The sequence below is a fragment of the Mycobacterium paraterrae genome (genome assembly GCF_022430545.2).
GTDB classification, from domain to species: domain Bacteria; phylum Actinomycetota; class Actinomycetes; order Mycobacteriales; family Mycobacteriaceae; genus Mycobacterium; species Mycobacterium paraterrae.
The window spans coordinates 624,360-646,143 of sequence record NZ_CP092488.2; the positions used below are offsets into that span (position 1 = coordinate 624,360).

Here is a 21,784-nt window from a genome sequence, read left to right on the forward strand (position 1 = left end):
CGCCCTCCTGAAGACCCCAATTGTCTCCGAACGCTACCCGATGACCACACTGTTCGCCGGACGGCGTTTGCAATACAACGGGTGTCAAATAATCGGTGCAAACGACGGGTCGCCCGGCCCGTCGCCGCAGGTCAGCCAGATAGCGCATACATTTGAGATCGGTATGAGCTTCGTGACAATGCCCTGTGGGGGAGGAAGAATCGGGAAGCATGGCAGTCATGTCGGGATCCACGCGCGAGCAGCGGCCGCGTCAAGCCATCCTCGGTCAGCTCCCCAGGATCAGCCGGGATGACGGATCACCGATCCGGGTATTGCTCGTCGACGACGAACCCGCCCTGACCAATCTGGTCAAGATGGCCCTGCATTACGAAGGCTGGACGGTCGAGGTCGCCCACAACGGACGAGAGGCCGTGAGCAAATTCGACCAGGTCGAACCCGACGTGCTCGTTCTCGACATCATGCTCCCCGATATCGATGGTCTGGAAATCCTGCACAGGGTCCGCCAACAGGGGCCCTACACCCCCACCCTGTTCTTGACGGCGAGGGACTCGGTGATGGATCGAGTGACCGGCCTGACCGCTGGCGCCGACGACTACATGACCAAGCCGTTCAGTCTCGAAGAGCTTGTCGCGCGGCTGCGGGGTCTGCTGCGGCGCTCCAATCACCTGGCGCCCCCCGCCGAAGAAAGCCTGACGATCGGCGATCTCACCCTTGACGGCGCGAGCCATGAAGTGCACCGAGCGGGCTCGCTGATCTCGTTGTCCTCGACCGAATTCGAGCTGCTGCGCTTCCTGATGCGCAACCCACGCCGCGCGCTGACCCGCACCGAGATCCTGGACAGGGTGTGGAACTACGACTTCGCCGGACGCACCAGCATCGTCGATCTGTACATTTCGTACTTGCGAAAGAAGATCGATGCCGGCCGAGAGCCGATGATCCACACCGTGCGTGGCGTCGGGTACATGCTCCGCCCACCGGCGTAACACCGAGGTGGCAGTGACATGACCGAGGCGCCGACCACTCGGTGGTGGCGGCCGCGCACCCTTCGTCAGCAACTGGTCCTTGGCGTCTCGGCGGTGGTGACGATCGTGTTCGTAGTCGTCGGCATCATTTCGGTGCTGAGCCTGCGGACCTACGTCTATGCAATGACCGATGCCGACGTCGCGACAGCGCTTGACTCGCTGGACCATTCGTACTCCAGGTACCTGGCCGGCGAATCCGGTCAACACCTTCCGATCGGACCCGCGCTGCTGGGCTTCACCGAGCAGAACGCCGGAAACGTCATCGCCGTAATCCATCACGACGACGTCATCGGTACCGCGGTCTTCTACGAGGACGACCCGCGGACCGGTTCGCCAGACGTCGTCGCCGCCATCAAGGGCCAGACGTGGCACGACGGCGAGATCCGCACGGTGAAACTCGGATCACTGGGGCCTTACCGGGTCAGCAGCCAAACCACCAGTGCCGGTGACCGATTGGTGGTCGGGCTCTCGCTGAACCTGGTGAACAAGACAATCAGCCGCCGAATCGTCAGTGCGACAGTCCTTTCGGTGGCCGCGCTGCTGGTGACGTCGGGGCTGACCGCGCTGGTGGTCGGGTACGCGCTGCGACCCCTGCGCCGCGTCGCCGTCACCGCCGCCGAGGTCGCCGGCACCCCGCTCACCGGCGATGATCACCGCATCACCGCGAGGGTCCGCCTCGACGACACCGACCCCAACAACGAAGTAGGAATCGTCGGCCACACCTTCAACCGGCTACTGGACAACGTCGACAGCGCGTTGGCCCACCGGGCCGAATCCGACCGGCGCATGCGGCAATTCATCACCGACGCGAGTCATGAGCTACGGACGCCACTGGCAGCGCTGCAGGGCTACTCAGAGCTCACCCGGCAAGACAGCGCCGCGCTGCCACCGACGACGGAGTACGCGCTGGCCCGTATCGAGTCCGAGGCGGCCCGGATGGCCTCGCTCGTCGACGAACTCCTGCTGCTGTCCCGGTTGGGTGAGGGCGACGACCTGCGCACCGAGGACGTCGACCTCGCCGACGTCGTGCTCAACGCGTTCAACGACGCCACCGTGGCGGCGCCCGGCCACCGATGGGTCAAAGACCTGCCCGACGACCCCGTCTGGGTGCGGGGCGACTCCGACCGCCTGCACCAATTGGTCAGCAACCTGTTGACCAACGGGTGGGTCCACACCCCCGCAGGCACCACCGTGACGACGTCGATCACCTGCTATCGCCAAGTGTCCGACGGGCCCTATGCCGAGTTGGTGGTGGCCGACGACGGACCCGATATCGATCCCACCCTGCTCCCCCACCTCTTCGACCGATTCGTGCGCGGAAAAGACGCTCCACACGAGGGCGGGGGCAACGGACTCGGGCTGGCGATCGTCGATTCGATCGTAAAAGCGCACAATGGTTCGGTGACGGCCGAATCCGACGCAGGCCGAACAATTTTCCGGGTGCGCCTGCCGCTGGCAGCGTAGTACGCATCACAGCGGCACCAGCAAGTCACCCTTCACCAGGATGACGCTCGTCAGCGGCAAAACGGCTATATCTAGCAAACGTCAATCCGGCCGGTCATTGTAAAGAAATCGTTAGCGATGGTGCTGTTCACAGCTAACACGCCTAGCTTCTTTTCAGGCCTCATGGTCAAGACTAAATTGCTTGCGGGGACCAAGACCTGATTGCCGATCGACCCGACCGGCTTATCACGAACGGAGAAACGATGGCAGTGGTTGCCTACGTCGTGCTGACGGTGGCCGTGTTCGCCGTCCTCGGCTACCTGCAGAAGCTGGTCGAGAAGCTGTGAGTATCGACAACATCATCGGTCTCGCGCTTGCGGCGGTGATCGCGATCTATCTAGTCGCGGCTCTGTACCTCCCGGAAAGGTTCTAGGTGAGCAGCACCGGCGCGGGGATCGGATTCCTCGCATTATTCGTCGCGGCCGTGATCGCAGTCCATGTGCCGCTAGGCGATTACATGTTCCACGTCTACACCTCGGAGCGAGACTGGCGGGTCGAGAAACTGATCTATCGCCTGATCGGCGCCAACCCCAAGGCCCAGCAGCCCTGGTACGCCTACGGACGTAGCCTGTTGGCGTTCTCGACCGTCAGCGTGCTGTTCCTGTTCTTCTTCGAGTTGCTGCAAGACAAACTGCCGCTGCACCTGCACAACCCGGCGACTCCGATGACGCCCGCACTGGCGTGGAATACCGCGGTCAGCTTCGTGACCAACACCAACTGGCAGGCGTATTCGGGTGAGTCGACCGAGGGGCACCTGGCTCAGATGGCCGGGTTGGCGGTGCAGAACTTCGTCTCCTCGGCAGTGGGTATCGCCGTGGCAATCGTCCTGGTGCGCGGCTTCGCCAGGACGAAAACCCTTGAGATCGGCAACTTTTGGGTCGACTTGGTTCGGGGCACCCTGCGCATCTTGCTGCCGCTGGCATTTATCGGCGCCGTGGTGCTGGTCGCCGGCGGCGTCATCCAGAATTTCCACCTGCACGACCAGGTGGTCACCACGCTGAGCGGCGCACAGCAGACCCTTCCAGGCGGACCGGTTGCCAGCCAGGAAGCAATCAAGGAACTCGGCACCAACGGCGGCGGCTTTTTCAACGCCAACTCAGCGCACCCGTTCGAAAATCCGACCCGGTGGACCAACTGGGTACAGATTTTTCTGTTGTCCGCCATCAGCTTCTCGCTGCCGCGCACGTTCGGACGCATGGTCGACAGCAAAAAGCAGGGCTACGCTATCGCCGCGGTCATGGGAGTGCTTGCCACGGTGAGCATGGTTCTGGTCGAAGCGTTCCAACTGGCCCACCACGGAACGGTGCCCACCGCCATCGGCGCGGCGACCGAGGGGGTGGAGCAACGTTTCGGGGTCTTCGATTCCGCGGTGTTCTCCGACCTGACCACGCTCACCTCGACCGGCGCCGTCGATTCGGCACACGACTCCTATACGAGCATCGGCGGCTTGATTCAGCTCTTCAACATGCAGATCGGCGAGGTCGCGCCCGGTGGCGTCGGCTCGGGGCTCTACGGCATGCTGATCATGGCCGTCATCACAGTGTTCATCGCGGGGCTGATGGTGGGTCGCACACCGGAATACCTCGGCAAGAAGATCCGTCCGCGCGAAATGAAGCTTGCCGCAAGCTATTTCCCGGTCACCGAACTGCTCGTGCTGCTCGGCACAGGTGTGGCGATGGGCCTACCGGGCCCACGGGCCGGGATGGCCAATACCGGACCACACGGATTGTCCGAGGTCCTATACGGATTCACCTCCGCGTCGAACAACAACGGGTCCGCCTTCGCTGGGCTGTCGGCCAATACAACGTTCTACAACACCGCGCTCGGGCTGGCGATGGTGCTCGCCCGATTCCTGCCGATCATTTTGGTGCTGGCGCTAGCCGGATCACTTGCGCGGCAAGGTCACACACCAGAGTCACCCGGAACGTTGCCCACCCACCGACCACAGTTCGTCGGACTGGTCGCGGCCGTCACGGTCGTGCTGTGTGCCCTGACGTTCCTGCCGGCGCTGGCACTCGGGCCCCTTGCTGAAGGAATCCACTGATATGCCAACTTCGACGTCGTTCAAAGTCCACTCGACGCAGCACCCGCGCGGCGGGCAGGCGTCCGGCGCACGCGTCCAGGGCGGACTGCTCGATCCGGCGCTGCTGATCAAGGCACTACCCGATGCGTTGCGCAAGTTCGATCCGCGCACCCTCTGGCGCAACCCGGTGATGCTGATCGTCGAGGTCGGCGCCATTTGGTCGACCGTACTGACAATTCAGGACTCGTCGTGGTTCGGCTGGCTGGTGGTTTTCTGGCTTTGGCTGACAGTGCTTTTCGGCAACCTCGCCGAATCCGTCGCCGAAGGCCGCGGAAAGGCGCAAGCAGACACCCTGCGAAAGTCCAAGGCGGACACCATCGCTCGTCGTCTCCGTGGGTGGACACCGGACAATCCCGGCACCGAGGAAGACGTCCGGGCGCCGGAGTTGCAGAAGGGCGACGTGGTCGTCGTGGAGGCCGGCGACATCATTCCGGGGGACGGTGAGATCGTCGACGGCATCGCGTCGGTCAACGAATCGGCCATCACCGGCGAGTCGGCGCCCGTGATCCGGGAGTCCGGCGGCGACCGGTCCGCAGTCACCGGCGGAACCACAGTGCTGTCGGACCGCATCATCATCAGGATCACCCAGGAGCCCGGTAAAAGCTTCATCGACCGGATGATCGCTCTCGTCGAAGGCGCAAACCGGCAGAAGACACCGAACGAAATCGCCCTGAACATCCTGTTGGCCGCGCTCACCATCATCTTTCTGTTCGCGGTGGCCACCCTGCAGCCGCTGGCGATCTACTCCAAGGTCAACAACCCCGGCGTCGCGGATACGTTGGCGCTGAGCAACAACGGCGTCAACGGCGTGGTGCTGGTGGCTCTGCTGGTGTGCCTGATCCCCACCACCATCGGGGCCCTGCTGTCGGCGATCGGCATCGCCGGCATGGACCGGCTGGTCCAGCGCAATGTGCTGGCCATGTCGGGCCGCGCGGTCGAGGCCGCCGGTGACGTCGATACGTTGCTGCTGGACAAGACGGGAACGATCACCCTTGGCAACCGCGAGGCGTCCGACTTCATCCCGGTCGCGGGCGTCACCGCCGAGGATCTGGCCGACGCGGCGCAACTGTCCAGCCTCGCCGACGAGACCCCGGAGGGGCGTTCGATCGTGGTGTACGCCAAGGAGAACTACGGTCTGAGGGAACGTCCGCAGGGCGAACTCAGCCACGCGCAGTGGGTTGAATTCACCGCGACGACGCGCATGTCGGGCGTCGACCTCGGCACCCGGCAATTGCGCAAGGGCGCCGCCAGCTCGGTGATCAGGTGGGTCCGCGACAACGGCGGCACCATCCCCGACATGCTCGGTGACGTCGTGGACGGCATCTCGGCCGCGGGTGGGACGCCGCTGGTCGTCGGTGTCGTCGACGGACCACAAGCACACGTCCTCGGTGTCATCTACCTCAAGGACGTGGTCAAGCACGGCATGCGCGCCCGCTTCGACGAAATGCGCGAGATGGGTATCCGCACGGTGATGATCACCGGCGACAACCCGCTGACCGCGCGGGCGATCGCCGAGGAGGCCGGTGTCGACGACTTCCTCGCCGAAGCCACCCCCGAAGACAAGCTGATGCTGATCAAGCGGGAGCAAGAGGGCGGGCGGCTGGTCGCGATGACCGGTGACGGCACCAACGACGCGCCGGCGCTGGCCCAAGCCGACGTCGGCGTGGCAATGAATAGTGGTACCAGCGCGGCCAAAGAGGCCGGAAACATGGTCGACCTGGATTCCGACCCGACCAAGCTGATCGAGATCGTCGAGATCGGCAAGCAGCTGTTGATCACCCGCGGGGCGCTGAGCACCTTCTCGATAGCCAACGACATCGCCAAATACTTCGCGATCATCCCGGCCATGTTCGTGGCGTTGTTCCCGGGCCTGGACCTGCTCAACGTCATGCGGCTGCACAGCCCGCAGTCGGCGATCCTGTCAGCGGTGATCTTCAACGCGATCATCATCGTGGCGCTGATACCGCTGGCGCTACGCGGCGTTCGCTACACCCCCAGCAGTGCCTCAAAACTGTTGAGCCGCAACCTCTACGTGTACGGACTCGGCGGGATCGTCGCTCCGTTCGTCGGCATCAAGCTGATCGACCTGGTCGTGCAATTCATTCCCGGGATGGGCTGACTCAATGAACCTCGCCAACATCTTTCGCCAGCACTGGGCGGCCCTGCGCGCCCTGCTCGTGCTCACGGTGATCACCGGCGTCGTCTATCCGCTTGCGGTCTGGGGCGTCTCACTGCTGCCAGGTCTGCATGCCAAGGCCGAGGGCTCGATTGTCAACGTCGCCGGCCGGCCAGCAGGGAGCGCGCTGATCGGCCAGTCGTTCACCGACAAGGACGGCAACCCGCTCAAGCAGTATTTCCAGAGCCGGCCCTCGGCGGCCGGAGCCGGCTATGACCCGATGTCGTCGGGAGCGAGCAATCTGGGCCCCGAAAGCATCGTGGACACCCCCGCCGACCCGAACAAGCTGACGCCCGGCGGCGATCCCTCGGCGGCGGGCTTCAAACCAAGCCTGCTGACTCAGGTGTGCTCGCGCAGCGCCGCAATCGGCAGTCTCGAAAAGGTCGACGGCTCACGCCCGTTCTGCACCGGTGACGGGGTCGGCGCCGTGCTGTCGGTGATCGGGCCACGCGACGCGAGCGGCAACGTCAGCCGCCCGACCCAGGTGGTGAGCCTCAACCAGCCTTGCTCGAGACCGGGCAGCGCTGCCGCAACGGTGTTCCAGCAGTTTTACCGGGGTGTTCGGGTGCAGTGCGCGCAGTTCGGCCAGGATTACTCGGCCGGTCAGATTGTCCCGATTCGCGGCGCGGCCCCTGATCAGCCAGCCGTGCCCGCCGACGCGGTCACCGCCAGCGGCAGCGGCCTCGATCCGGACATTTCGCCGGCCTACGCGGCGATTCAGGTGGCCCGGGTGGCGACGGCCCGCGGTGTCAATCCAGCTCAGATACAACAGGCCGTCAACCATAATCAACACGAGCGGCTTCTCGGCGTTTTCGGTGAACCGGTGGTCAATGTGCTCGCACTGAATCTCGAGCTGGACCGCAATTTCCCGGTGAAGTCTTGAACTTGACGGTGGATGATGGCGATGTGACGTCTACGAACGAGTCGGTGAGCTACGACGACCCGCTGGCTCATCGAACGTATCCGCCGCGTCGCGGCGAGCTGCGGATCTACCTGGGGGCGGCACCGGGCGTCGGCAAGACCTGCGCAATGCTCGGTGAGGCGCACCGCAGGCTCGAGCGCGGAACCGACGTCGTCGCCGCCGTCGTCGAAACGCACGGTCGCAAGAAGGTCGGCGAACTGCTCAAAGGCATCGAGGTCATCCCGCCGCACCACATCACCTACCGCGAAGGATCTTTTCCCGAACTCGACATCGAGGCCGTGCTGCGCCGCAAACCCGAAGTGGCACTGGTCGACGAGTACGCGCACAGCAACATCCCGGGCAGCGTCAACGAAAAGCGCTGGCAGGACATCGAAACACTGCTCGACGCGGGCATCACGGTGATCTCGACCCTCAACATCCAGCACCTGGAAAGCCTCAACGACGTCGTCGCGCAGATCACCGGAATCGAGCAACGCGAAACCGTGCCCGACGAGGTGGTCCGCAAAGCAGCCCAGATCGAACTGGTCGACATTACGCCGGAGGCGTTGCGCCGCAGGCTCGCTCACGGAAACGTCTACCCGTCGGAACGCATCGATGCCGCGCTGAGCAACTACTTCCGGGCCGGCAATCTCACCGCGCTGCGTGAGATCGCGTTGTTGTGGCTTGCCGATCAGGTCGATTCCGCCCTGACGAAATACCGCGCCGACAAGAAGATCACCGACACCTGGGAGGCGCGCGAGCGGGTGGTCGTCGCGGTCACCGGCGGACCGGAATCGGAAACGTTGGTGCGCAGGGCCTCTCGCATTGCGTCGAAGTCAAGCGCGCAGCTGATGGTGGTGCATGTCGTCCGGGGGGATGGGCTGGCCGGCGTGTCTCCGCGCGAGATGGGCAAGGTGCGCGAGCTGGCCGCCAGCATCGGGGCCACCGTTCACGTCGTGGTGGGCGAGGACGTGTCGTGTGCGCTGCTGGACTTCGCCCGGGAGACCAATGCCACCCAGCTGGTGCTCGGCAGCTCCCGCCGTTCGCGGTGGGCCAGCATCTTCAGCGAGGGCATCGGCGCGGCAACGATCAAGAACTCGGGCAAGATCGACGTCCACATGGTCAGCCACGAGCAGGCCAACCGCGGCGTGACGCTTGCGACCATCTCGCCGCGGACCCGCCAGGTGGTGTCGTGGCTGGCCGCGGTCACTGTGCCCTGGGTGCTCCTCGCGGTCACGATGCGCCTGGATCCGACGCTCGACATCGCCGGAAAGTCGGCAATCTTCTTCGCCGGCGTGGTGGGCGTTGCGCTGTTCGGCGGCCTGGGACCCGCTCTGCTGTCGGGCGTGCTGTCGGGCGTGCTGCTCGACTATTTCCACACCGAGCCGCGCCACTCCCTCGCTGTCGACAGCTTCAGCAACGTGCTGACCGTCGTGCTGCTGCTCGGGATCGCGATGGCGATCGCGGTGCTGGTGGACGCCGCGGCCAGCCGTGCCCGCGAGGCGAGGCGAACCAGCCAGGAAGCCGAACTGCTGTCGCTGTTCGCCGCGTCAGTGCTGCGCGGCGCCGACCTCAGCACGCTGCTCGAGCGGGTCAGGGAGGCTTATTCCCAGCGGGCCGTGTGCCTGGTGCGCGAAGTCGACGGTCAGCCGCAGTCAGTCGCGGGAGTGGGCGCCAACCCCTGCAGCAAAGTCGACTCGGCAGACACCGCCGTCAAGGTCGGCGACGAGGAGTACTGGCTGCTGATGTCAGGGCGGCCTCTGACCGGCCGCGACCGCAGGGTGCTGTCGGTGGTGGCGACGCAAGCCGCCGGGCTGGTCAAACGCGGTGAACTCGCCGAAGAGGCCGGCAAGGTGAAGTCTTTGGCCGAGGCCGACGAGCTGCGCCGGTTGCTGCTGTCGGCCCTCGGCCACGATCTGCGGACACCCCTGACCGCGGCGAAGGCCGCGGTGTCGAGCCTGCGGGCCGAAGACGTCTACTTCTCCCCCGAAGACACCAGCGAACTGCTCGCAACCGTCGAGGAGTCGCTCGATCAGCTGTCCCTGCTGGTCGCCAATCTCCTCGACTCGTCCCGGCTGGCCGCGGGTGTGGTGCGGCCCGAGCTGACCGAGGTGTACCTCGAAGAGGTCGTGCAACGAGCGCTGGTAGCAATCGGCGGGCGTTGCACGATGAACGAAAGGGCCGGCATCGACCGTGTCAAGGTCGAGGTCGGCGGGACAGTCGCAGTGGGCGACGCGGGCCTGCTGGAAAGGGTGCTGTCCAACGTGATCGACAACGCGCTGCGGTACGCGCCCGCGAGCATCGTCAGGGTCAACGCCGGCCAGGTCGGGACGCGGGTGCTGATCAACGTCGTCGACGAGGGACCGGGCGTGGCCAAGGGCGCCGCCGAGGAGATGTTCCAGCCGTTCCAGCGACTCGGCGACTTCGACACGACCTCGGGCCTGGGCTTGGGCCTGTCGGTGGCGAAGGGCTTCGTGGAGGCGATGGACGGCACCATTACCGCCACCGACACTCCCGGCGGTGGGCTGACGATCCTGATCGACCTGGCGGCGCCGGAAGCGGAGCCCCAGCGACCCGCGCCGGCGACGATTCAGAGCGCAGCGACGAGGAGTGGCGCCAATGACTAGGGTTCTCGTCGTCGACGACGACCCTCAGCTGCTGCGCGCGCTTCGCATCAATCTCTCCGTGCGCGGCTACGAGGTCGTCACGGCACCGACCGGGTCACGCGCGCTGGCCCTGGCCGCCGAACACCCTCCCCAGGTGGTGATCCTGGACTTGGGCATGCCGGACATGTCCGGCATCGAAGTTCTCGCCGGTTTGCGCGGCTGGCTGTCTGCGCCGGTGATCGTGCTGTCGGCGCGAACCGATTCCTCGGACAAGGTCGGCGCGCTCGACGCGGGCGCGGACGATTACATGACGAAGCCGTTCGGCATGGACGAGTTGCTGGCCCGGCTGCGGGCGGCGGTGCGGCGCGCGACGGTGGCCACCGGTGCGGACAACCCGGTGGTGGAGACCAAATCGTTCGTCGTCGACCTGTCGATCAAAAAGGTGATCAAGAACGGTGCTGAGGTCCACCTGACCCCCACCGAGTGGGGCATGCTGGAAATGCTGGTGCGCAATCGGGGCAAGCTCGTCGGTCGCGAGGAGTTGCTGCGCGAGGTCTGGGGGCCCAAGTACGCCACGGAAACCCATTATCTGCGGGTCTTTCTCGCGCAGTTGCGGCGCAAGCTCGAAGACGACCCGTCGCGCCCCACCCATCTGCTGACCGAGGCTGGCATGGGCTATCGCTTCGAGGCATGAGAGTCGTTGCGCGGGAGCGGTTTATGGCAAGTCCCGCCTCTCAGAAGCTAGCAAAACAACGCGTCGCGCCGGGCGGGGATTATGCGGTGGTGTAACCTTTTTCAATAGCGGCGTTAGCAAAGTCGAAGCCCACGCGTGCAGAGTGGCGGATAGAGAATGCAGCATCACATCATTGTCAGCGGTGACGATGCGTTGGCCACCACCATCATCGAGGAATTGGAACGCGCCGGCGTACCCGTCGTCCGGCTGGGCTCAAGCGAGCTCAGCACGATGTGCGACATCCTTGAAAGCGCGAATATCGCCGACGCGCTAGCGGTGGTATGCGCCGGCGACGACGACGCGGCTAATCTCGAAATTGCTTTGCTGGCACGGCGTTCCAATCCTTCGGTGCGGGTCGTCGCCAGGCTGGCCAACGACGTGTTGCGCGCGGCGATGGCCGCCGACAACGGGCCAGGGGCCATCCTCGACGTCGCCGAACTGACCGCGCCGTCGGTGGTGGAAGCGTGCCTTGCACACCGGACACACCCCTTCGAAGCGGCTGGCACCCAGTTCCTGGTCTCGGGCAGCGAAGTCCCGCGCGCGGGAACCCTGCGCGAGATCTACGGCGACATGGCCCCGGTCGCGATCATCCATGGCGACCAGTCCTCCAGCCCGGGCGAGATCGACGTCTGCCCGACCCGAACACAGCGGGTGCTCGCCGGTGACCGCGTCGTGATGATCGGCACCGCGGACGAGTCGGCCGAGCGCGGTATCAAAGTGCGGCGGCCGCTGAGTAGACGATCGCGACGAACCGGAGTGCGGCGGCTGATCGACGGGGTAAAAACCGTCGTCAACGACTTCAACCCGGCTTTCTACCCCGCCCTGGCAGCCGCGATGACGCTGGTCGTCATCTCAATGCTGTTGCTGCGCTTCAACTATCAGCACCCGCGAATGTCCTGGGTCGACGCGCTGTACTTCACCATCGAGACGATCACGACGACCGGATACGGAGACTTCAGCTTCGCCCACCAGGAGACCTGGCTACGTCTGTTCGCCGCCATGTTGATGTTCGGCGGGGCGACCACCATCGCGTTGCTGGTCGCCTTTATCGCCGACGTGCTGCTGTCTCGTCGCTTCGTCTTTGCCGCCGCCCGGCCGCGGGTGCGTCACCTGCGCAACCACGTGATCGTCGTCGGCCTCAGCACTCTCGGCATGCGAGTGATTACCGACCTGGTCAAGGCAGGCCACGAGGTGGCGGTCATCGAAGTCAACGAAGACAACCGGTTCCTCGCCGCGGCGCGCGCCCTGGATGTGCCGGTCATCTTCGGCGACGCGACACTGGTGCAGACACTTCAGGTGGCGCGCGCCGACCGTGCCCGCGCGGTGGCGGTGCTGACCCGTGACGACATGATCAACATCGAGACCGGGATCGTGCTCGCCGAGATGCTCGGACCGCGGGTCATCCCGGAGATCAACCGGCGCGCCGAGGTGTCGGTGGTCCTTCGGGTCTACGACCGGGCATTGGGACTGGCGGTGGCGCAGCGGTTCGGATTTGAAAACGTGCGCTCGTCGGTGGCGTTGGCCGCACCCTGGTTCATCGGCGCGGCGATGGGCGTCGAGGTGCTCGGCACCTTCTCGATCGGCCAGAGCTCCTTCATGGTGGGCGCGATGCTGGTGGCCAAGGGCAGCGAACTCGACGGGCAGCAAATGGGCAAACTGTCGCCTAAGACCCGGGTGATCGCGATCTGCCGCGAGGATGCACCGATCGATTTGCGCCCCCAGCACGAGAACCAGTTGCGCGGCGGCGACACCGTCTATCTGGTCGGCCCGTACCGCGAGCTGGTGGCTCAGTTGCGCAAAGGTTTGCCGCCGCGGCACAGGACCGACGCGGATGCAGCGAACACCGTCCACATCGATGGGTCACCGGAGCTGGCGCACGAAGTCGAAGTCAGTCGCGAGGCACGAACGGGCTGAGGTCTGCGAGCGACGTTCGCATTGCCGTACAACATCCTGGCGGAAACCTGGCAAGTGGCTGGAAACCGCCTCCCCGCCGCGAGATTGCGCTGGTGAAACCCTAGACTCAGGCGCGAAGACGGGCGTCCGGGGATGAAAAAACGGGCGTCGATGCCTCGGTAAACCTGAGAAAAACTAAGGATTAACCCGCGGGATAAGCATGATTGGCGTCGCTCAATGCCATTGAGCTGCGCGGTCATTTGAATATCGCCTGTTCGATGCAGATAATGGCGTGGTCTGCCGACCCGTCGTATACGTCGGTGAACACGCCAGTTGCACTACCCAACGCCACGAAATGGGCGGCTTGCTCGGCCATTACTGGAAAGGGAGACTATGTCCTTGGCGACCGCTGAGCCCGACTGTTGCGATCAGCGGCCGGTGATTTCGACAGCGGATCGCACGGCGGTGAGCAGCGCGAATACCCCCATTCCCGCCGCGGCGTCAGGCTTCAATGCGTGGCCGACCGAAGCGCCGGAAATGACCTCGCGCGCCACTATTCGCCCACTGTCCAATAAGGCCATGGTCGAGTGGATGGCCATTTCAGCCACGGTGAAGTAGAGGGGCTGGCCAGCGATGGATTTCGGAAGTTATCCGCCAGAGGTCAACTCCGCCCGAATGTATGCGGGTCCAGGGGCGGGGCCGTTGATCGCCGCCGCAGAGGCGTGGAACGCGTTGGCTGGTGAGCTTCACTCTGTCGCCGATTCTTATCAGTCGGTCGTATCGGGATTGACCTCCGGATCCTGGATGGGTCCGGCATCGGTGTCGATGGCCGCGGCAGCCGCTTCGTATGTGGCTTGGTTGCGGGCCACCGCCGCGCAAGCCGAGCAGACCGGCGCCCAAGTCAAGGCAGCGGCCGCCGCTTATCAGACCGCCTTCACCGCTACGGTGCCGCCACCGATGGTCGCCGCCAACCGCGGCCTGCTCGCCTCGCTGATCGCGACCAACGTATTTGGCCGCAACACCCAGGCGATCGCGGCGAACGAGGCGCAGTACGCCGAGATGTGGGCCCAGGACGCCGCGGCGATGTACGGCTATTCGGCGTCGTCGGCCGCGGCCACCCAGCTGCCGCTGTTCACAGCGCCCCAGCAGAACACCAACCCGACCGGCGAGGCCGGACAGTCAGCGGCCGTCGGCCAGACCACCGGCACGGCCGCCGGGAACGTGCAGAGCACGATCGAGCAAGCGTTCTCCGCGGTGCCGAGCGCACTTTCCGCTGCTGCACCCGCTGCCGACGCCCCCGACCCGCTGGGCACGATCAGCGATCTGATCTCGATCTTCGTGGACCTGCCCGCAGGTGCAGCCACGTTCACCGCCGACATCCCGCTGGGCAGCTTGGGTATCGTCGCATTGCCGTTCGACATCGTGGGCGCCTTGACCGGTACCCACACCGACAAAATCGTCAGCGGCTGGAACGGTGAGCAGACATGGCCGGGCGAAGGACCGGCGCCCGTCAAGGGGTTCCCCGCGCCACTGCTGAACCTACCCGAGGGCACCGTGCCGACCCGGCTGTCGGCGGGTATGGCCGACGCGAATCGTGTTGGTGGACTGTCAGTTCCGCCTTCGTGGACCGTCAATACGCCCGCGGTGAAGCCGACCGCGGTGACATTGCCTGCGTTGCCGGCGGTCGCTGCGGCAGAGGAATCGGTATCGGGCGCATCAGGTAGCACGCTGAGTCAGATGGCATTGGCGGGAATGGCGGGACGCGCGATGGCTGGGACGGTCGGCACCGGCGTCAACCGCGCCCGCAGTGTGGTAGCCCGGCCGAGCGACGCATCAAAGCCCGTCGAGCCCAACACAACTCGTGACGACACCCCGACTGAGGCCAAGCCGCGGACCGTGGTCACCGGCGTCGCGGCCGAACTGCGCGAATTCGCCAGGTTACGGGACGAAGGCATCCTCACCGACGAGGAATACACCGAGCAGAAGAACCGCCTGCTTGGTCGCTGAAACGCCCACCGCCACTTGGCGGACACGTCGGTTGTCTGAAAGAGGATTGCGCAGCAATGGATTTCGGGTTCTATCCGCCGGAGATCAACTCCGGCCGGATGTATTCCGGTCCGGGATCGGGGCCGATGATGGCCGCTGCGCAAGCCTGGATGGCACTCGCTGACGAGCTGTACACCGCGGCCAGTGGTTACCAGTCGGTGGTGTCTGACGTAACCTCCGGCGCGTGGTCGGGTCCATCCTCGGCATCGATGAGCGCCGCCGCCGCGTCGTTCGTCGAGTGGCTCAGCGCTACCGCCGCGCAGGCCGAGGAGTCCGCCACGCAGGCCCAGGCCGCGGCCGCCGGTTACGAGACGGCCTTCGCCATGACAGTGCCGCCGCCGGTGATCGCGGCCAACCGCAGTCTGCTGGCCGCGCTGGTGGCGACGAATTTTTTTGGACAGAACACACCTGCGATCGCCGCCACCGAGATTCAGTACGCCGAGATGTGGGTCCAGGACGCCGTTGCGATGTACGGCTACGCGGCCTCCTCCGCGTCGGCTACCGCACTTTCGCCGTTTCAACCGCCCCAACAGAACACCGATCCGGGTTCGTCGGCCAGCCAGGCCGCCGCGGTCGGCCAGGCGTCCAACACCGCTGCCGGCAACGCGCAGAGCGTTGCTTCGGCGGCGCAGCAGGCCTTTTCGGCGATTCCCAACGCGTTGCAAAGCGCCGCGACGTCCGACTCGGTCGCGACCGGCACCGCCGCGTCCGGTGATCCGCTGAGCACCCTGAGCGACCTGATCTCGATCCTGGTCAGCTTTCCTTCCGACGCCACGCTTTTCGCCACGATCATTCCCCAGGACATCGCTGCCGGACCCGTCGATCTTCCATTCAGCATCACGGACTCCGAAACTGGTCAACACACCGATGAGATCATCAGCGGCTGGAATGGCGATGATCCTTCCATCAGGAGGGGCGGTATTCCCACGAACGACTTCCCGGCGACCATCCTCAACCCCAATCCGAGCGATCAATACGCAATGCGGGCGGGCATCGCCGACATCGAGGCGATCGAGGGGTTGTCGGTTCCGCCGAGTTGGGCGACCGCCACCTCAGAGGTGAAGCCGATGGCGCTCACCACGCCGCTCAACACCGCCAGCACCGCAGCCGCGCCGGCCGCCGAGGCGAGCGCGGCAAACACGTTCAATCAGATGGGAATTGGCGGCATGTCCGGACAGGCGATGGCCGGACCACCGGCCGCCGCCGCGGAACTCGCGGCCGACGGGCGGCCGGCTCGCCTGACCGGGCGCCCCGCCGACAGCGCATCAGACGACGACGTGGAAGCATCGCCCGCACCGCGGACGGTGATGACCGGTGTCGCCGCCGCGATACGCGACATCGCTCAGCAGCGTGCCGAGGGGCGGCTGACCGAACAGGAATACAACGAACAGAAGAAGCAGCTGCTGCGAATCTCGTTCGGGCAATAGCTTACTCGGCGATCGACAGCGCGATGCCGTCCAGGATGTCGTGCTCGCTGACGGTCAACTCCTCGATGCCGGCCCGCTGGTGCAGGGCGACCGCCAGTTCCTCGATGACGATCGCCCCGCCGCCGATCACGTCGACACGGCCTTCGTGCATGGGTCCCAGCGCCGCCCGCTCCGCGCGCGGCATGGCGATAAGCCCTTCGCACACCGCGAGCAGCCGTTGCATGCCGACTCGCGAAAGATGGATCGCAGCAGAGTCATACGACGGCAGGTCATGGGCGAGCGCGGCGGCCGTGGTCATGGTGCCCGCCACCCCGACCCAGGTGTGGGCACGCTCGACCGGAACGACACGCAGCGCCTCGCCGAGGCGCTCGCGCACCAGCTCACGGGCCGCCGCCACCTCGGCGGCGGTCGGCGGGTCGGAATGCAGACAGCGCTCGGTCAGGCGCACGCAGCCGACGTCCGCGGAATAACTCGCCTGCACCGTGTCGGTGCCCAGCACCACCTCGGTCGACCCTCCACCCAAATCGACGATGACGAAAGGTCCTGTCGCCGGATCTAATTCGTTGACGGCGCCGCGGAACGACAGCTCGGCCTCCTCGATCCCGGTGATGACCTCGGCGACCGCGCCGTCTACCACGGCACCAAGCACCTCTGCCGTCATCGCGAAGAACACGTCGCGGTTACTCGCGTCCCTGGTGGCAGAGGTCGCAACCATCCGGATCCGGTCGACGTCGTGTGCAATGCACAAGTTTGCGTAGTCGACCAATGCCGAACGAGTCCGTTGCAACGCCGCCTGTGCGAACTGGCCGGTGGCGTCGACACCCTGCCCGAGCCGCACGATACGCATCTCACGGTGCACATCGGTGAGACGGCCCTCGGACGCGTCGGCAATCAGGAGCCGAATCGAGTTGGTACCGCAGTCAATTGCGGCCAGTGTTATCCGAGCCACTCTCCCCCTCGTCGCTTCGCTCTGCATCGTCGTCGGCGCGTCATATCCACTCCCCCGCTACGAGGATTTCCGCCATCGACGGTTCGGCGGACAGAACCGCCAACGCCTCGTCGCCGAACGGGTTGACTCCCCGACCTTTGGCCAGCGAGTGCGCAATCAGCACGTGCAGGCACTTGACCCGGTCGGGCATGCCGCCCCCGGAAAACGTGGTGCCCAGCGGTTCGATGGCGTCTCGCTCGGCGAGGTAGGACTCATGCGCCCGCCGGTAGGCGGCAGCCAACTCGGGATCCGACCGTAGCCGTTCGGTCATCGCCCGCATCATCCCGGTGGTCTCCAACCGGCTGGCGGCTGCGGTCAGCGCCGGATGCGTCAGGTAATAGAGGGTGGGAAACGGTGTTCCGTCAGGAAGTTTCGGGGATGTCTTCACCACACCCGGTTCGCCATTGGGGCACCGGTAGGCGATCTCGAGCACGCCGCGCGGCTCACGGCCGAGCTGGCGAGCGACCGCCTCGAGGTCCGCTGGATCAACCACCGGGCGGCGCGGGGCTGGGCGGCAAGAGGGCCGCCGGCGGGGCCGGAGGCGCGGGCATTGGCGGGCCGTGCGGGCTGTCGGCGATGGTGTGCCACAGCGACGTGTACCAGGGGTCGTTGTTGGCCGCCGCCTTGGGCTGCGTCCCGGGATCGGCGGGCAGCGCCGCCCCCGGCGGCAGCTGCACCTGATAGGGGATCTCGCCCGGCATGACGAAGCCCAGACGTTCACGAGCCTGCGCCGCGATGTACACCGGATCGCCGAGTTTGCCCTTCTGCTGCTCGAGGTCGGCGATTTGTTGACGCAGCGCGGATTCGGAGGCTGCAAGCTGCTTCATCTCGGTGCGCTGCGCGAAGTAGGTGCGCACTGGACCGGCGATGGTCAGCGTGAGCACACAGATCACGGTGGCCAGGATGGCGGCCCGCCGCGCGGTCAGCCCGAGCCGCTGATCCGCGCGATGTTCGGCCGACTCTGCGATCGCCTGTTTGATCGGTTCGACGATTTCGGGCATCGCGCGCGACGACGCCGTCGGCCCACGCTTGGCGCTCGGGGACTTCCGCGGCCTGCCGGTCGCCGAATCGCCGGCCCGACCCGGCCGCGACGCCGGGGAGCGCCGCTTCGGTTCTGGCCGTTTGGATTCGGGCATGACGGGTGTGGCGGTGGGTTACGGCGTGTACCGGGGAAACGCCAGATCCCCGGCGTAGCGGGCTGCGTCGCCAAGAGCTTCTTCGATGCGAAGTAGCTGGTTGTATTTCGCCACTCGCTCGCTGCGGGCCGGGGCGCCGGTCTTGATCTGACCGCTGCCCACCGCCACCGCCAAGTCGGCGATCGTGGTGTCCTCGGTCTCGCCGCTGCGGTGACTCATCATCGTCCGGTAGCCGCTGTGGTGCGCCAGCGCGACGGCGTCGAGGGTCTCGGTGAGGGTGCCGATCTGATTCACCTTGACCAGCAACGCATTTGCCGCACCCTTGTCGATTCCCTCTTCCAACCGTTCGGGGTTGGTGACGAACAGGTCGTCGCCGACGATCTGCACCCGGTCACCGATCGCATTGGTCAGGCCCACCCAGCCGTCCCAATCGTCCTCGGAGAGCGGGTCTTCGATGGACACCAGCGGGTAGGCGTCGAGCAGTTCGGCGTAGAACTTCCCCATCTCGTCGGCACTGCGGGTCTTCTTCTCGAACTGATACCCGGTTCCCTCGGTGTAGAACTCGGTGGCCGCAACGTCCAGTGCCAGCGCGACGTCGGCGCCGAGCTTGAGGCCGGTGGACTCGATCGCCTGGCTGATGACATCGAGCGCGGCCTTGGTGCCCGCCATGTCGGGAGCGAAACCGCCTTCGTCGCCCAGGCCGGTGGCCAGACCCTGCTTCTTCAACGTGGACTTCAGCGAGTGGTACACCTCGGCACCCCAGCGCAGCGCCTCGTAAAAACTCGGCGCCCCGATCGGGGCCACCATGAACTCCTGGACGTCGACGGCGGTGTCGGCGTGCGCCCCACCATTGAGGATGTTCATCATCGGCACCGGGAGGATGTGAGCATTCGGCCCACCCAGGTAGCGGAACAGCGGCAGTTCCGAGGAGTCGGCGGCGGCCTTCGCCACCGCCAGCGAGACGCCGAGGATGGCGTTGGCGCCGAGCCGCGACTTGTCCGGGGTGCCGTCGAGGTCCAACAGCGCCTGGTCGACCAGCCGCTGGTCATCAGCGTTGAGGCCGATCACCGCCGGCGCGATCTCGTCGAGCACCGCCTGCACGGCCTTTTTGACGCCTTTGCCGCCATAGCGGTCGCCGCCGTCACGCAGCTCGACGGCCTCGTGCTCGCCCGTCGACGCGCCGGAGGGCACCGCAGCCCGGGCGAAGGTGCCGTCGATCAGGGCGACCTCGACCTCGACCGTCGGGTTGCCGCGGGAGTCGAGGATCTCGCGGGCCCCGACCTGCTCGATAATCGGCACTGGTTCTCCTTCGTCGTGAGGGCTACAGACTCGATAGCCTAAAGCCTGATCAGGGGGAGTGCCCTGCGGCATAGGCGGTAGCGCAGTCGCGCACGGCGCGGGCGTAGACGTCCGAGTCGTTGTACGCCCACAGTGCGGTGATCCATCCGCGCGGCGTGGCGAGATCCTTGCCGCGGAAGCACAAGTATCCAGCCGCCGACAGCGCGGCATCGTCGATGTTGTCGACGTCGACCTTGCCGTCGTTGTTGGCGTCGACGCCGTACTCGCGCCACGTCTCCGGGATGAACTGCATCGGGCCCATTGCCCGCACGGTGTCGGGCTGGCCGTTCATCCCGCCGGTTTGGCCGGCGAGTCCGGTCTCACTGTCGACGATTCGCATCGTGCCGTTGGTTCCGTCGAGTACCACGCCGCGAATTGGTGGGCGCACGTCACCGTTGGGGAACAGCGTGGCGTGGTGGTAGGTGCCGTGGTGGCTTTCCACCTGCCCGATTCCGGCCAGCGTGGTCCAGGCGATGTGGCAATTCGGGTTCTCGACCTCCGCTACCCGGGCTGCGTAGCCGTAGGCCTCCAGCGCGGTCACCGGAATGTGCAACGCCGGGGCAAGCTCGGCGGCCCACCCGTGCAACTGATCCGCGGGCCGGCCCCTAGCGTAGGTGTCGACCGGCGGCACGACGGCGCCCCGTGGTGGCGGGACACCTTTGAGAATGATGGGGCCCAGCTGCCAGCTGCAGCTGGATGCCAACAGCAGCGCCGTTGCGCCTACGACGGCCAACGCGCGCAGCCAACGAACCGCCGACACACAACACCCCTATAAACACGACCTCGCAGACCATCGTCCCACGGGATTCGAGTGGGTTGGCCCGTCGCCACCGCCGCGCGCTCGTTTGACCGCGGCTGGCCAGCGTCGACAAGCGGCTGGCCTGCTGCAATCAATCCGCCCGGTCCCCGAGTCTCCGGGCGTGTTGCACCTCACCGCAGCGGGCGCTTCTCCGGCGCGTCAGTCTTGCTCGGCTTCGCCGTCCGCCGGCCAGCAGGCTCGCCATTCGTCTTCGGTGATCGACCCGACTGGTTCGGCGTCCAATTCGGTGGCGACCGCGGTCGAGCGACGTTGTGCGGCGATCTCCTTTTCGACGCGACGCACGGTGTCCATGAATTCCAGGACGGCGGTGCGCAGCGCGTCTTCGGCGTCGATGTCGGCGCTCACCGTGACCGACGTGACGCTGGCGGGTAGCAGGTCGACCGGGAATCCTGCCTTCGCGAGGCGCTGGATGACCTTGTGCGCCAGCGCCAGCGCAGGTTGACCGGTGGGCACGTTGTCCATCACCGAGTCGCGCGGGTTCTCCTGCGCTTTACGTTCCTCCCACTGGGCCAGCTGCTCGTCCAGCGAAATCGATGCTCCGGCAAGCACTCCCGGTGCACGGTTACCGAGCTTGCGGACCAGGGCGTCGGCGACGTCGTCAATGGTGAACGGATGCGACGGTGCATCCTCGGCGATACGAGCATGGAAAAGCACCTGCAGCAACACATCTCCGAGTTCGTCGCGCAGCGAATCGGCGTCACCGCTGCGCACGGCGTCGAACAGCTCGTAGGTCTCCTCCAGCAAGAAGCGGCGCAGCGAATCGTGGGTTTGTTCGCTCTCCCACGGGCCGGCCGTACGCAGTTTGTCCATCATGGCGACGGCGTCGATCAACCGCTCTCCGGGCTGCCGCGCGGGCGCGGAGATGAGTCGCTCGCCGGCCGCCAGCCGGGCCGTGACCGAGGGGTGGTCGGGATTGGACGACAGCAGCACCGGGGCGTCCTCACCGGTCAGCGCCGAGCGCGCCGCCGGCAGCGACCACGGCACCGCGACTGGCAGTTCCTCGGTGTATTGCACTTCACCGGACAGCAGCTCGATAGCCTCCACCGGGACCAGCGAAGGACGCCGCGGATCGACCAAGATTACGGTCACGGGCGCCGCTCCTCCGCGCCGGC

General features: G+C 65.9%; 18 protein-coding genes. 11 read left to right on the forward strand and 7 right to left on the reverse strand.

Going from position 1 to position 21,784, the window contains the following annotated elements:
- The first annotated feature begins 209 nt into the window (after window positions 1-209).
- From MKK62_RS02845 to MKK62_RS02885, 9 genes are all read left to right on the forward strand, one after another.
- Entirely contained in the window at window positions 210-983 is a 774-nt protein-coding gene (locus MKK62_RS02845; RefSeq protein ID WP_240262504.1) for a response regulator transcription factor, read from the forward strand.
- 18 nt (window positions 984-1,001) lie between these two features.
- Window positions 1,002-2,486, forward strand: a complete 1,485-nt coding sequence (locus MKK62_RS02850; RefSeq protein ID WP_240262503.1) for a sensor histidine kinase — start codon at window positions 1,002-1,004, stop codon at window positions 2,484-2,486.
- A 322-nt stretch (window positions 2,487-2,808) separates the two neighbouring features.
- Entirely contained in the window at window positions 2,809-2,898 is a 90-nt protein-coding gene (locus MKK62_RS02855; protein WP_240262502.1) for a potassium-transporting ATPase subunit F, read from the forward strand.
- Entirely contained in the window at window positions 2,899-4,569 is a 1,671-nt protein-coding gene (gene kdpA, locus MKK62_RS02860) for a potassium-transporting ATPase subunit KdpA (RefSeq protein WP_240262501.1), read from the forward strand.
- Window position 4,570: 1 nt separating this feature from the next.
- Entirely contained in the window at window positions 4,571-6,727 is a 2,157-nt protein-coding gene (gene kdpB, locus MKK62_RS02865; protein ID WP_240262500.1) for a potassium-transporting ATPase subunit KdpB, read from the forward strand.
- A gap of 4 nt (window positions 6,728-6,731) precedes the next feature.
- Entirely contained in the window at window positions 6,732-7,667 is a 936-nt protein-coding gene (locus MKK62_RS02870; protein WP_240262499.1) for a potassium-transporting ATPase subunit C, read from the forward strand.
- 23 nt (window positions 7,668-7,690) lie between these two features.
- The gene (locus MKK62_RS02875; RefSeq protein ID WP_434085019.1) at window positions 7,691-10,312 is read left to right on the forward strand and encodes a DUF4118 domain-containing protein; all 2,622 of its coding nucleotides are present in this window, start codon (window positions 7,691-7,693) and stop codon (window positions 10,310-10,312) included.
- Window positions 10,305-10,985: a response regulator gene (locus MKK62_RS02880; RefSeq protein WP_240262498.1), complete on the forward strand. Its 681-nt coding sequence runs from the start codon at window positions 10,305-10,307 to the stop codon at window positions 10,983-10,985. The genes MKK62_RS02875 and MKK62_RS02880 overlap by 8 nt, the downstream gene beginning before the upstream one ends.
- A gap of 156 nt (window positions 10,986-11,141) precedes the next feature.
- Window positions 11,142-12,938, forward strand: coding sequence for an NAD-binding protein (locus MKK62_RS02885; RefSeq protein ID WP_240262497.1), 1,797 nt, complete (start codon window positions 11,142-11,144; stop codon window positions 12,936-12,938).
- Between the two features lie 407 nt (window positions 12,939-13,345).
- Here the strand turns inward: MKK62_RS02885 and MKK62_RS02890 are convergent, their stop codons facing one another.
- Complete coding sequence (locus MKK62_RS02890) at window positions 13,346-13,516, reverse strand: hypothetical protein (protein ID WP_240262496.1); 171 nt, start codon at window positions 13,514-13,516, stop codon at window positions 13,346-13,348.
- A gap of 34 nt (window positions 13,517-13,550) precedes the next feature.
- Between MKK62_RS02890 and MKK62_RS02895 the strand changes: the two genes are divergently transcribed.
- Both MKK62_RS02895 and MKK62_RS26420 read left to right on the forward strand, forming a co-directional pair.
- Window positions 13,551-14,924 carry a PPE family protein, SVP subgroup gene (locus tag MKK62_RS02895; RefSeq protein WP_240262495.1) on the forward strand — a complete coding sequence of 458 codons (1,374 nt, stop codon included), beginning with the start codon at window positions 13,551-13,553 and terminating at the stop codon, window positions 14,922-14,924.
- Between the two features lie 56 nt (window positions 14,925-14,980).
- Window positions 14,981-16,390 carry a PPE domain-containing protein gene (locus tag MKK62_RS26420; protein ID WP_286670885.1) on the forward strand — a complete coding sequence of 470 codons (1,410 nt, stop codon included), beginning with the start codon at window positions 14,981-14,983 and terminating at the stop codon, window positions 16,388-16,390.
- Between the two features lies 1 nt (window position 16,391).
- Here MKK62_RS26420 and MKK62_RS02905 read toward each other — a convergent pair whose 3' ends face one another.
- From MKK62_RS02905 to MKK62_RS02930, 6 genes are all read right to left on the reverse strand, one after another.
- Complete coding sequence (locus tag MKK62_RS02905; protein WP_434085069.1) at window positions 16,392-17,330, reverse strand: Ppx/GppA phosphatase family protein; 939 nt, start codon at window positions 17,328-17,330, stop codon at window positions 16,392-16,394.
- Window positions 17,331-17,379: 49 nt separating this feature from the next.
- A complete protein-coding gene (locus MKK62_RS02910) occupies window positions 17,380-17,871 on the reverse strand; it encodes a DUF501 domain-containing protein (protein WP_240262493.1) in 492 nt (163 codons plus the stop codon).
- Window positions 17,864-18,514 carry an FtsB family cell division protein gene (locus MKK62_RS02915; protein ID WP_240262492.1) on the reverse strand — a complete coding sequence of 217 codons (651 nt, stop codon included), beginning with the start codon at window positions 18,512-18,514 and terminating at the stop codon, window positions 17,864-17,866. The genes MKK62_RS02910 and MKK62_RS02915 overlap by 8 nt, the downstream gene beginning before the upstream one ends.
- A gap of 18 nt (window positions 18,515-18,532) precedes the next feature.
- Window positions 18,533-19,813: a phosphopyruvate hydratase gene (gene eno / locus MKK62_RS02920; protein ID WP_240262491.1), complete on the reverse strand. Its 1,281-nt coding sequence runs from the start codon at window positions 19,811-19,813 to the stop codon at window positions 18,533-18,535.
- Between the two features lie 49 nt (window positions 19,814-19,862).
- A complete protein-coding gene (locus tag MKK62_RS02925; RefSeq protein WP_240262490.1) occupies window positions 19,863-20,612 on the reverse strand; it encodes a lytic transglycosylase domain-containing protein in 750 nt (249 codons plus the stop codon).
- Between the two features lie 198 nt (window positions 20,613-20,810).
- Window positions 20,811-21,761, reverse strand: coding sequence for a nucleoside triphosphate pyrophosphohydrolase (locus MKK62_RS02930; RefSeq protein WP_240262489.1), 951 nt, complete (start codon window positions 21,759-21,761; stop codon window positions 20,811-20,813).
- Window positions 21,762-21,784: the final 23 nt, after the last annotated feature.

Coding starts and splice junctions, on each gene's coding strand:
- MKK62_RS02850 (WP_240262503.1), top strand. CDS start 1,002: ATGACCGAGGCGCCGACCACTCGGTGGTGGCGGCCGCGCACCCTTCGT.
- MKK62_RS02880 (WP_240262498.1), top strand. CDS start 10,305: ATGACTAGGGTTCTCGTCGTCGACGACGACCCTCAGCTGCTGCGCGCG.
- MKK62_RS02895 (WP_240262495.1), top strand. CDS start 13,551: ATGGATTTCGGAAGTTATCCGCCAGAGGTCAACTCCGCCCGAATGTAT.
- MKK62_RS02870 (WP_240262499.1), top strand. CDS start 6,732: ATGAACCTCGCCAACATCTTTCGCCAGCACTGGGCGGCCCTGCGCGCC.
- MKK62_RS02885 (WP_240262497.1), top strand. CDS start 11,142: ATGCAGCATCACATCATTGTCAGCGGTGACGATGCGTTGGCCACCACC.
- kdpB (WP_240262500.1), top strand. CDS start 4,571: ATGCCAACTTCGACGTCGTTCAAAGTCCACTCGACGCAGCACCCGCGC.
- MKK62_RS26420 (WP_286670885.1), top strand. CDS start 14,981: ATGGATTTCGGGTTCTATCCGCCGGAGATCAACTCCGGCCGGATGTAT.
- MKK62_RS02915 (WP_240262492.1), bottom strand. CDS start 18,514: ATGCCCGAATCCAAACGGCCAGAACCGAAGCGGCGCTCCCCGGCGTCG.
- MKK62_RS02845 (WP_240262504.1), top strand. CDS start 210: ATGGCAGTCATGTCGGGATCCACGCGCGAGCAGCGGCCGCGTCAAGCC.
- MKK62_RS02890 (WP_240262496.1), bottom strand. CDS start 13,516: ATGGCCATCCACTCGACCATGGCCTTATTGGACAGTGGGCGAATAGTG.